4 protein-coding genes are annotated in these 12,328 nt (G+C 55.1%); all 4 read right to left on the reverse strand.

The window, feature by feature from the left end:
• Positions 1-411 precede the first annotated feature (411 nt).
• The 4 genes from JET16_RS16215 to JET16_RS16230 all read right to left on the reverse strand — a co-directional run bounded on the left by JET16_RS16215 (position 412) and on the right by JET16_RS16230 (position 12,291).
• Positions 412-8,682: a GH36-type glycosyl hydrolase domain-containing protein gene (locus JET16_RS16215; protein WP_199617509.1), complete on the reverse strand. Its 8,271-nt coding sequence runs from the start codon at positions 8,680-8,682 to the stop codon at positions 412-414.
• 521 nt (positions 8,683-9,203) lie between these two features.
• Positions 9,204-10,556, reverse strand: a complete 1,353-nt coding sequence (locus JET16_RS16220) for a GH1 family beta-glucosidase (RefSeq protein ID WP_199617511.1) — start codon at positions 10,554-10,556, stop codon at positions 9,204-9,206.
• Between the two features lie 20 nt (positions 10,557-10,576).
• The gene (locus JET16_RS16225; protein WP_199617512.1) at positions 10,577-11,395 is read right to left on the reverse strand and encodes a carbohydrate ABC transporter permease; all 819 of its coding nucleotides are present in this window, start codon (positions 11,393-11,395) and stop codon (positions 10,577-10,579) included.
• Positions 11,395-12,291, reverse strand: a complete 897-nt coding sequence (locus tag JET16_RS16230; protein WP_199617514.1) for a carbohydrate ABC transporter permease — start codon at positions 12,289-12,291, stop codon at positions 11,395-11,397. Before JET16_RS16230 ends, JET16_RS16225 begins: the two co-directional genes overlap by 1 nt.
• Positions 12,292-12,328: the final 37 nt, after the last annotated feature.

Raw genomic sequence — 12,328 nt, forward strand, 5'->3', positions numbered from 1 at the left:
TAAGGCGCTGATGACCGATATTAGGCTCCGTAACCGGAGTTTCTCCGGGTAGTAAGGCGCTCATGACCGATATTAGGCTCCGTAACCGGAGTTTCTCCGGGTAGTAAGGCGCTCATGACCGATATTAGGCTCCGTAACCGGAGTTTCTCCGGTTCGTAAGGCGCTGATGACCGATATTAGGCCCCGTAACCGGAGTTTCTCCGGTTAGTAAGGCGCAATGGGGAAATAGTGCACCGATACATGCGCTAAGCGAATATATCGGAAGTTCTCACTCCACATGTCTCTCATATATATGCTAAATGAAACACAAAGACTGCCGAGAGTTTTCTCGACAGTCTGAGAAGGTTCTACAGAGAGCTTAGCTTATACTCGATGTTTTACTTCAGCGGAATCCAGAGTTCACCAATTCGGTCAATAGGTAAGCTCCACATGATGCTCCTGCCCGTCATCGCGCAATTCGAAGCAAACGCCCTGTTCCGGCTTATGCTGCGATTGCGGGACTTCTTTGCCGTCAACCAGCAATATACCCGCCTCGGATGCCGTACCGGACGATTTTTTCACGGTAATATGGTAACGCGCCTTGCCGAAACGGTACGTCGCCGAATAACCGGGCCAATCGGCAGGAATTTCCGGGTCGATATACAGCTTCTCCCCCCGGCGCCGGATGCCGAGAATCCATTCGATCCCCGCTTGGTACATCCAGCCTGCCGCTCCGGTATACCACGTCCACCCGGCATGACCTTTGTGCGGCTCCGCCGTGTACACATCCGCCGCCATCACGTACGGCTCTCCTCCGTATTCCATGACCTCGCGATTCGTTCGCGTATGCGTCAACGGATTCAGCATGTGGAACAATTCAAATGCCTTGTCTCCGTTCCCAAGCTGACACCACGCCACAATGCTCCAAATCACACCGTGCGTATACTGCGCCCCGTTTTCGCGAATGCCCGGCGGATACCCTTGGATATACCCCGGATTCAGATCCGTCTTGTCGAACGGAGGCGTCAATAGACGAGCAACGGAAATGTCGCGGTCCACGAGCTCGCGGTCGAACGATTGCATAGCCTGTACCGCACGGTCTTCCGGCGCCGCTCCGGAGATGACGGACCACGATTGGGCGATGGCATCGATCCGGCATTCCTCGTTGCGAATCGAACCAAGCCACTGTCCGCTGTCCGTGAACGCCCGGCGGTACCATTGGCCATCCCAAGCATGCTCGTTTAGAGAAGCCGTGAGCTTCGAGCGAATTTCTTCGAAGGCCGCCTCCCTGTCCGTATCCCCCCGCGTCCGGCAATGCTCCGCAAAGCCGCGCAGCACCTCGCAAATAAACCATCCCAGCCATACGCTTTCGCCGCGTCCTTCGGCGCCGACCAAATTCATGCCGTCATTCCAATCTCCGACCCCGATGAGAGGCAAAGCATGCTCGCCCATGCGCTGTAATGCCTTATCGATCGCCCTGAGACAGTGCTCGTATATCGTTGCCGAACGCCCTGAGTGTTGCGTAGGCTCATACCGCTCATGCTCCCCTTCCCGCAGCGGTTCGCTGTGAAGAAACGGGGCAGTCTCGTCCAAAATGCTTCCGTCACCCGTATGCTCGACATAACGCGATACCGCGTACGGGAGCCACAGCAAATCATCGGAGAACAGAGTGCGAATGCCGCGCCCGGTCTCTTCATGCCACCAGTGCTGCACATCGCCTTCTTCGTACTGATGGGACGCGTGCAGCACGATTTGCGCCCTGGCGAGATCGGGCCGGGTATGCAGCAGCGCCAACGAGTCCTGCAGCTGGTCGCGGAAGCCGTACGCTCCTCCGGCTTGGTAGAAAGCGGTGCGCGCCCACATCCGGCATACTAACGTCTGGTATAACAGCCAACCGTTCAAGAGAACGTCCGCTTCGGGAGACGGAGTCGAAACAACAATCTGATCCAAAGTATGCTCCCAGAAATCCGTTACTTCCTTCAAAGCTTTCTCGCACGCCGCCACACCGCTGTATTGCAGCGCAAGCTTCGATGCGGCTTCGTCCGATGTCCCGCAGCCCAACAGTATATACACAACCTTCTCACTGTCCGGTTCTAATATGAACTTCGCCTGGATTGCTCCGCAGGAGTCATAACAGGCGCCCGTCCGGCCCGATAAACGCGCCCGGTTCAGCGCGGCTGGGCTCTCCATGCTTCCGCCCCGGCCGATGAATTCGTTGCGGTCGACCGTCCACGACAGCTCATGCGCGCCGTTCGACTCTCCGCCGGACGAAGGCTGCGGATACACACCCAGGAAAGCCGTCGCGTCGCGGAACGTCTCTTGATACATGTTGCGTGCCGTCAGTATGCTTGCGGACTCGTTCCATTCCGTTACGATGTAAGGGGCGTTGGAATGACGCTGCACGCCGATTACCCATTCCGCGTAATAGGTGACGGACATACGTCTTGGTTCCGAAGTGTTGTTTCTCAGCTTCAAACGCATGATTTTCACAGGATCTTGCAGTGGAACGAACACGGTCATTTCGTGTTCGATTCCGTGCCGTTGATGGTCGAACTTCGTGTATCCGCGCCCGTGCGCAATCCGGTACGGCGGCTCCGAACGCATGGCGGACGGCGCAAGGGACCACGCTTCGCCGCTTTCTTCATCGCGCAAATACCCTGTTTCGCCCGGCGGATCAAGCACTGGATCGTTGGACCACGGCGTCAGCTTGCATTCGCGGCTGTTCCGAAACCAAGTGTACCCCGTACCGAGCTCCGAGACGAAACAGCCGAAGTGCGGATTGGCAAGCACATTAATCCACGGCGACGGCAAATGTTTCCCGTTTCTTATCATGATCCGATACTCTTTGCCGTCGGGGGAGAACCCTCCCGAACCGTTATAAAACAACCATTTCGCGGCATCGTCCTGATTTGTTTGCACCGGGCGGCCGTCATACCGGTTGACTGGCGCGCTGCGGGCGAGCTCCTCCGGCCATGCGGCTTGAGCTTCATCCTTGGGCAGTTGAATTTGTGCCGCGAAACTAGGTCCGCCGGCGCGCAGGACGATGCGGGCTACAGCGGCCAATAACGTCTTGTCCTCCTCCCGCAGCTGATTCGCCGGAATCACATACACCCCGGCCAAACCCGCTCCGAACCGGTCAACCCCGTGCTCGGCGGCCCGTTGAAGCGCTTCTTGCAGCTCCTGATAATATCCTTCCGCGGATTCGTTGAGCAAGACGAGATCGAACGAAATCCCGAGTCTGCGCAAGTATTCGTGTCCCGTCAACAGCTTGACGACGAACGGCAGCTGGCTGCGGTGATCAATCCGCGCAAGGACGACCGGACGATCCCCGGATACGCCGAAGGACCAGAGGCCCGACTGTCCCTTGACATTGCTCGAGATACTTTGTTCGCGCTCTTTCCGCAAAGGCGGATTATAAAGCACCTGACTTGCGAACATTTGAAAAGCCGCGGCTTCCCGATTGGTCAGACGGAGATTCCGGAGCTCAATCTGACCGCGGTTCCATGCCAATTGAAACGCCCGGTCCACCGCTTGACCGGTTGTAAGCTGAAGAACGGTGTCAACGGCCGTCTCCTTCGTATCGGCAACCGAGGTAACGGCGAACAAATGCGCCTTTTCCCCCGGTTCGATATGGATCCGGCGCCTCATCGCAAAAGCGGGATCGGCCACCGAGCCGACCGTGCCGCGCAAGCGGGAGCGAATTCCTTGCGGTTCGGAAAGACGATGTCCGCGGCCGATAAAGCCGGCCCGGTCCGTTTCATACTCGACCGCTCCTATCGTATTTCCGTCCGCGATGAGAGAATGAGCCGCCCATAGCGTTCTATCTTTCTGTTCACGGGGCCTGCGCCCGGCAACCAGACATCCCGATTTTTCGTCATAATCCGTTCGAACGAACAGCTTGCTGAAAGCCGGGTGCGCATCGTCGGCATTCGGATGAGCCAAGGCCAGTTCAACAAAGGTCGTAACTTCCAATATCTTCGCTTCTTTCCCCGTATTGGTCAGGGTGATCCGGCGCACTTCCGCGTTCCACTCCGGCGAAACGCAAATTTCCATGACGGTTTGCATTTCCTCGTCCGCGCGCATGAACGTTGCGCGATCCGAAAAAAATTGAACGCGCTGTTCCTGGGATACGCTGCGGCATGGCTGGTATGACGGCGACCAGACAACATCCTTCGTTACATCGCGAATATACAGGAAGCTGCCCCACGGATCCGTGACAGGATCTTCCCGCCAACGCGAGACGGACAGACCTTCGTACCGGCTGAACCCGCTGCCGCTGTTCGTAACCACCGTCGTGAATGTGCCGTTCGAAAGAACGCAAACCTCCGGAACCGTTGTAATCGCGGAAGAGTACTCCCTCAATGAGGTTGTATCCTGTACAGGCTCGGATAACGGCGCATGGACGCGGTGCATGGACGGGTGTTTGATAAACTTGGGCCTTTGCGGAATTCGTTCCTGCAGCAGCATTTCCGCTGTGCGCACCCTTTTGTCGCGATGAAACCGTCCGTACATGGTTTGCGGCAGCAGCAAGTTCGCAAGAGTAAGCATGCTCATCCCTTGATGGTGCGCCATAAAGCTGCGGATGACTATATGCCGGCGATCCCTGGGCATCCGTTCCGGAGTAAAGTCCAACGCTTCATAATACCCGTACTTGCCGCGGCCGCCTAATTGTTCCATACGCTTCAAAGCGTCGAGCGCTTGATGCTTCGCGAAAGGCATAGCCAAAACCGCCGCGTACGGAGACACGACCAAGTCCTGCTCAAGCCCCCGTTTGAAGCCCAATCCCGGAACTCCGAACGCCCTGTACTGATAGTTCATCTGAAAATCGAACGCGTAATAGCCCGACTCGGAAATTCCGAACGGCACTCCTCTCTGCCGCGCGTATTCGATTTGGCGGCCGACGACCGCACGGTACGTGCTTTCCCAAACGGTGTTCCGGTACGTGCGCAAAAACAGCCACGGCATCAAATATTCGAACATTGTACCGGACCAGGACAGCAATAGAGGCCGTGTTCCCGATTTCGTCATCGTCCGGCCGAGAGCATGCCAGTGCGATACGGAGACTTGACCGAGGGCTACGGCGACAAAGCTGGCCTGCCTTGCTTCCGACGCCATTAAGTCGTAAAGCACTTGATCGCGTTCGCGGCCGCCGGCATGGTACCCTAAGGAAAACAGTTTTGTTTTATGGTCGTATAACGGTCTGAAATTTGTTTCTTGGACCAACCGTTCCAACCTGGTAACCACCCGGTTGCCGCGGTCCCGCCAGTCGTTCTTTGCTTGCGCGAAGGGCTCGGCCGATTTGGCAGGCGATATTTCCTCGGCAAACGCTACATGGAGGGATTCGGCCCCGCGATCGGTACGGCTTCCCGATTCGGTCCGCTTTCCCGCCATGTCGTCATGTTCAAGCCATTCCTTCACACCTTCTTTCACTGTCATCAGGCAAGTGACCAAATTGCCGGAATCCACCGTCGATACGTACAAGGGAGGCAGAGACTTCAGTGTCGCGGTGTCATACCAGTTGTAAAGGTGGCCTTCCCACTTTTCCAGCCGTTCTATCGTACTCAGCGTCCTCTCCAACCGTTCAATCAATCCGGGCGTATCGATAAACCCGAAATCTCTGGCGGCCAAGGCGCAGGAAAGATATAAGCCTATGTTGGTGGGAGATGTGCGGCGGGCCACCCCGTTCGGCGGTTCGATCTGCACGTTGTCCGGAGGCAGCCAATTGTCCTCTTCCGTAACATAGTCTTCATAAAATGACCAGATTTCCCGTGACAATCTCCGCAGCTCTTCCGTTTCTTCGGCGGAAAACTCAAGCTTCTCTTGCCGGGGCGGCTGTTCTAACCACCGAACCGCGAACGGAGCATAAATCCACAGAGCGGTTAATGAAAATCCGATAGCCTGCGAAACGAGACTTCCGCTGCGCACCGTTTCCGCCAGAAACACAACGACAAGCACATATCCTCCGAACATGCCGAGCAGCGGCGGAGCTCCCTTCAGCTTGCTTCTTCGTTCCACCTCGCTTGAGCTGACCCATTCCAGCAACCCGCGTTTGGTAAACATTAACCGCCATAGAGTTCTGGCAATGGCATTAATCAACAACACGGTTTGAAAAGGGAGCGTCATAAGTCCTACCAACACTTGCCCCGTCGTCAAGCCCAAGCTTGCCGAATGCCGAAGGGCGGATCGGGCCGCCGCAATTTGCCGGATCACCGGCAGAAACCATGTCGCAAACACGAGTACGATCCAAGCCGCGGAAGACCCCGGAAGCACATTCAAAGACAAGAGCAGTATGGCAAAAAGAACCGGCGGCAGCAGACTCCGCCGTAAATTGTCTATGATCTGCCAGCGGGTCAATACCGATAAATCCACCGGCAGCAGCTCCCCCCTGCGATTGCGCACTTTGGGCATCAGCCACAACAGCAGCTGCCAATCGCCCCGCACCCAACGGAGCTGCCTCTTCTGATATGCACTGTAGGTTGCCGGATGATCATCGATCAGCTCGATATCCGAGAGCAAGCCCGCGCGCAAGAAACCTCCTTCCAGCAAATCATGGCTCAGCACCCGGTTTTCCGGAATTCTCTCGCAGAGCACCTGGTAAAAGGCGTCAACGTCAAAGATTCCTTTCCCTGTAAAGATCCCTTCTCCCATCCCGTCTTGATACGGATCGGAAACGGCGAAGGAGTAAGGATCCGTTCCGTGGCCGCCCGACCACAAGTACGACAACCGGGAACGGACAGCCGATTCGTGCCTCATCGCAATCCTCGGCTGGAGTACGCCGTAACCCTCGATCACCCTTGTTTTTGCCTCGTTCAGCCTCGGCCGGTTAAAAGGCAAGTGAATCGTCCCGATCATTCTATGTACGCTTTCCAGAGGAAGCTGCGTGTCGGCATCCAGAGTGATAATGTATCGGATCCGCCGGAGTACCGCCGCATCTCCTCTCACCGCATCGAAGCTCGTGCCGGTATCACCTTTGAGCAGCTCGACAAACTCCGCCAGCTTCCCGCGCTTTCTCTCCCATCCCATCCAAACCCTTTCGGACGCGTTCCATTGTCTGCTTCTTTGAAACAGATGGAATTTGCTTTCGGGGTATGCGCGATTCAATCGGTCGATTTCCGCTTCAGCAGCCTTGACAACCGGCTCATCCTCGGGAAGCTTCTCCGCTTCCGCATCCTTGAAGTCGCTTAATATGGCGAAATGCACATTGGGGTCGCGGTTCGCCAAGTAGTGCAGCTCAAGCCTTTCCGTCATCTCCCGAACTTCCTCGACGGTCGACCAAATGACGGGAATGACAACCATCGTTGAAGCTTCCGGGGGAACCGCATCGGAAAGGTCGTATCGCAATAGCGGCACGGGGCTTTTGACCCGTTCAATGAACCAATGCACTGCCGTAACCGCCCACTCCGCAGCAGGCAGTAGAAGAACGGCTAAAATAAAGGCCCATTCCAATGGCGTTAAAATTGCATTCCGCCCGATCCATACCGAAAACCCGATCCAAGCGATGACAAATATGACCGAAAGGAGGTTGAAATACATTCCGGTCGTTCTCCGCAAAAATGGGGTTTCCGGCAAAGCTCTCGGTTTTCCGCATATCTTGAGAGACTCTCTCAATGCCGCGATCCCGTCGGTTTCCAATAAATAATAGGCGGCAAACGCATTGCGAGGGAGCTCCTCCACGCCGCCATCCGACCTTCGTTTCTCTTCATATACCGATGCCGCCAGTTCCACGGCGTGGGAAGCGACAAGATTTTCCGGGATATGCATTCGCCGCGCCAACCGCACTACTCTCTTCCGAAGCGTGTCGCGGCTGGAATAATCCAGACGGGCATAATCCCCCGAGCTTTCTTTGCGCAGCGTTTGTTCCACCATGCTGATCCGTTCGAACGTTTCGCGCCAATCCCAACGCGACACCTTTCGCAGGCTTCCGATGAGGTTGCCCGCCGTCACTTGATTAGCGGCCTGAAGCTGATATTCGTACGATAGGATACGATCCAGACTTTCCGGTCCGTTCTCCAGCTTGCAGATCAGCCATTCCCCCACCGTCGCGGTATCTTCCGCGCGTTCCCGGAGATGCTTCACCAGATGAACAATTAACGGGCCGGAAAGCGGCATATCTTGACCTGCTTCTTCTAACGCCTTCTTCAGCCTTTCCGGTGTCAATCCGGAAGTCGCGATGCCGTCAAGCACGCGATCCGCCAAAGCGCACATTTCGCGGCGTTCCCGAACCGTCTCCATAATGCCGGCCAGACGGCGAATGAGAGCGATCCGAAGCATCAACGGAATTGCCCACGCTTCAGCGATGGTCAGAACGGATACTTCTTGATAAGCCTGAAGATAGGCGATAAATGAGTCCTCGTTCAAATTCCCGTCCGCATGGCCGATATATTCCGCGCAAATCGAAAAAACCCGCAATTCTCCGGTCTTGCTCAGATAAGGCAAAGCATCGGTGAACGTATTGGAAAGCTCGTGCCTGACAGACAGCACTTGTTCTTCCAGAAACTCCGCATGATCGAGCAGCCATTCCTCGGCGGGTTGGGAACAATCGGAGCGGTTCTCGCGCAATTCGGCGGCGAAAGTCCGCAGCATTCTAGCGCCGGATTCAAGGTTCCGCAATAAGCGCTTTGACGGTCTGCGCCGAACCAACGGGTCATGCTTCAATGCCAATTGGCGTGCCTCATGCCTAAGCTGTTCATTATTCAAAATCATGCACTTTCCCCCAGCGAAGATATTGTTAGCACAGCCGCATAAATCTAAACATTCCCAATCTAGCTGGAATTTATGAACTTTGATGTGCCCCAAACAGAAAAAGACTTGGAGATCCGGCTCCAAGTCTTTGAAAGTTTATGAGTTGACCGTCCGGACATCATTTGCCCGAATTGGTGCGCTTCATTATCTCCAACGTGTGGTCCTTATGCCCGTCGCATGATCATTATGGCAACGGAATGTTCATAAGCGGTCGTCGTTGTGTATGTCCGTGCGGTATATTTTTTCGTACTTCTGTGACTATGGCAATAGTGTGTACGTAATCTGTGTTCTTAACAACCGTTTATGAACAGTGCATTGCCATAATTGATCCCGATCATCGGATTCCGTAAAAATTATGGCAATCCGGCGACCATTCGTAGACAACCTTTCTCCATAAAATATTGTCCTGTGCGTTGTACTGCCGTTCATAAGACACAAAAAAACCTCCGCCGCGTGTTGGGAGGAGGTTAAGCATTATTATCTCAATCTACAATCCGATTCGCTCGCACGACATCCTTGTACCAATAAGCGCTTGCCTTGGGCGTGCGCGCCTGCGTCTCGTAGTCGACGTATACCATCCCGAACCGTTTTTCGTATCCGAAAGCCCACTCGAAGTTGTCCAGGAAAGACCACAAATAATAGCCTTGCAGGTTGCCGCCTTCCGCTATGAACCGCTGCGCCTGCTCCAAATGCGCTTTAACGTAACGGATACGGTCCCGGTCGTCTACTTTTCCTTCGATCAACCGATCCGCCGTCGCTGCGCCGTTTTCCGTAATGTAAATCGGAAGAGACGTATATTGCTGTTGCAGACGCTTCAGCAGCCGGTACAGCGATTCCGGATGCACTTCCCAGCCCATATCCGTCACTTCGCTGCCCTCCGGCAACTCATAATCCGCCTTCAGCAACGGGTGGCCGTTTCCTTCCTTCACGATTGCGCGGGTATAATAGTTGATCCCCAGAAAATCACCCGCTTCGCCGATCGCGTCCAGATCGCCCGGTTTCACGAAATCGAACGACCCGATGTGCGGCAAGTACCATTCCTTCATGTCCTGCGGATAATCCCCTTTGAACAAGGGATCGAGAAACCACCGGTTCAAATACCCGTCGTGTCTTTGCTGCGCCGCCAAGTCTTCGGGACGATCGGACGCCGGATCGTTGTAGTCCAGATTGAGCGTCATGCCGATCCGCCCGGACAAGCCCATTTCCCGGTACGCTCTGATCGCCAGGCCGTGGGACAGCAGTATGTGATGCGCGGACACGAGCGCCTCGCGCCAATCGGTGTGCCCCGGGGCGTGAACGCCAATGCCGTAGCCGAGAACGGCGGCGCACCACGGCTCGTTATGGGTGTTCCACATCGGCACGTCGTGTCCGAATTCGGCAAACAACGCTCCGGCATATTCCAAGTAATAGTCTACCGTCTTCCGGTTTGTCCAACCCCCCTCGTCTTGAACCCACTGGGGCAAATCCCAATGGTAGACCGTCACGAGCGGCTGAATGCCGTATTTCTTCAATTCCTGCAGCAGAGCCCGGTAGAAATCCAGCCCCTTGCGGTTCAGCTTCCCCTTCTCGGGAAAAATGCGCGGCCACGCCACAGAGAAGCGGTAGTGCTTGATTCCCAAATCGGCCAGCAGCCGGACATCGTCAGGATAACGGTAATAGTGCTCGCACGCGCGATCGCCCGTATCGCCCCCCGCTACCTTGCCCGGCGTCCGGCAGAAAGTATCCCATATCGATGCCGTCCGGCCGTCCGCGTCCGCCGCCCCTTCGATCTGGTAAGATGAAGTGGCGACCCCCCAGACGAAGCCGTCGGGAAATTTCTTCGTATCAATGCTCATCAAACCGTACACCTTTCAGCTTAAAATTTTACGGATCCGGCCAACGCTCCGCTCACCAAGAAGCGCTGTACGAACACATAAAGCACGATCAGCGGCAGCGCGACGAGGATAATGCCGCAGGCGAGCAGCGGCCAGTTGTTCAAATATTGACCGAAAAACGCGAACAGCCCCCTTGTGATCGGTTGGTACTTCGAGTCGGACAAATAAATGGTCGGACCGATAATATCGTTCCAGATGCCGATGGCGGTCAGCAGTATCCCCGTCGCCATAACCGGCTTCATCAACGGCAGCAAAATTTGGAACAGGAAACGCAAGTAACCGCAACCGTCCATCGCCGCCGCTTCGTCAAGCTCCTTGGAAATCGACTTGATATAGCCTACGAACATCATGAAGGCGATGCCCGTCCCTCCGGTGCGCAGCAAAATGTACCCCCACTGCTCGTTGTAAAGCCCGAGCTTGTTGACGAGCCAAAACTGCGGGACAAGCGGATTCGGGAGAAACAGGGACATCACAAAGAACAAATAGATCAGGTTGGAAAATTTGACGTAACGGCGCGCGATCGGGAACGCCGCGAAAACCGCCAACATGATCGAACCGAATGTCGCCGTCGAAGTATACAGCAGGCTGTTCCAAATATAAGTCGAGAAATTCCCTTTGTTCCATGCCTCGACGAAATTCCCGAACCGAAACTGTTCCGCAATGCCGACCGGGGACTTCAAAAATTCGATTTGCGTTTTCATGGCTACGTTAAACAGATAGAACAACGGAAAAAGATAAATGACCAACATGGCAACAACGACAAGATAACGGAAGAGCAGCGGGACTTTGTTTTCCTGCATTACAGTTCCACCTCCCGTCTCCGTAAATAAATCATGGCGGCAACGGTAACGGCGAACACGAACACGAACTGGATCATCGCGCCGGCGGAAGCGAGCCCGAAGTCGGCCACCCGGTTATTGGCGATAGCGTCCCGGTACACGTCGAAGGCCAAAGTACGCGTATTGAAGCCGCCGTTCGTCAGCACGTAAATGATATCGAACGTCTGCAGAGCGCCGATAATCGAAAGCATAATATTGACGGTAAACGCGGGAGCGATCATCGGAAACGTAATATGCCGGAACGACTGCCAGCGGCTCGTGCCGTCGATATGGCCCGCTTCGTACAAGTCTTTCGGAATCGACTGCAGACCGGCCAGGAAGATCGTCATCGAATAGCCCATATACATCCAGATTTGGACGAAAATAACCCACTCGAATGCGGAATTGTAGTCCGAAAAAAACGTCGATTTCGCGCCGAACCATCCGAACAGCTCCTTCATCGGGCCGCCCAGCGGATTCGTCATCATCCTCCAGACGAGACCGGACACCGTAACGCCTAGAACGACCGGCAGGAAGAAGGTTGCCCGGTAGAAAGCGTCTCCTCTCAATTTACGGTTCAGAAGGACTGCCATCCAAAGCCCGATGGCATTCTGAATAATTACGACGGCGAATGAAAAATAGACCGTGTTGACAATCGAGCGGATTCGCTCCTTCTGGTCCGACGAGAAGAAAAACCTTTCATAATTGTGCCAGCCGACAAATTTCCACTCGACGCCCGGCAGTCCCGTGGCGTTCGTAAACGAAAAAAAGATCGTCGCGACGGAAGGACCGAATCCGAACACGACATAAAGCAGCAAGGGCAGCATCAGCAAAGCGAGCGGCAAGTGCCTTGCAATCCCTTTTCCGAACGGATACATCCCATCACCTCTTCATACCTGATCTCGCTATTTTTGT

This window comes from Paenibacillus alkalitolerans, assembly GCF_016482785.1.
In the GTDB taxonomy this organism is placed as follows: domain Bacteria; phylum Bacillota; class Bacilli; order Paenibacillales; family YIM-B00363; genus Paenibacillus_AE; species Paenibacillus_AE alkalitolerans.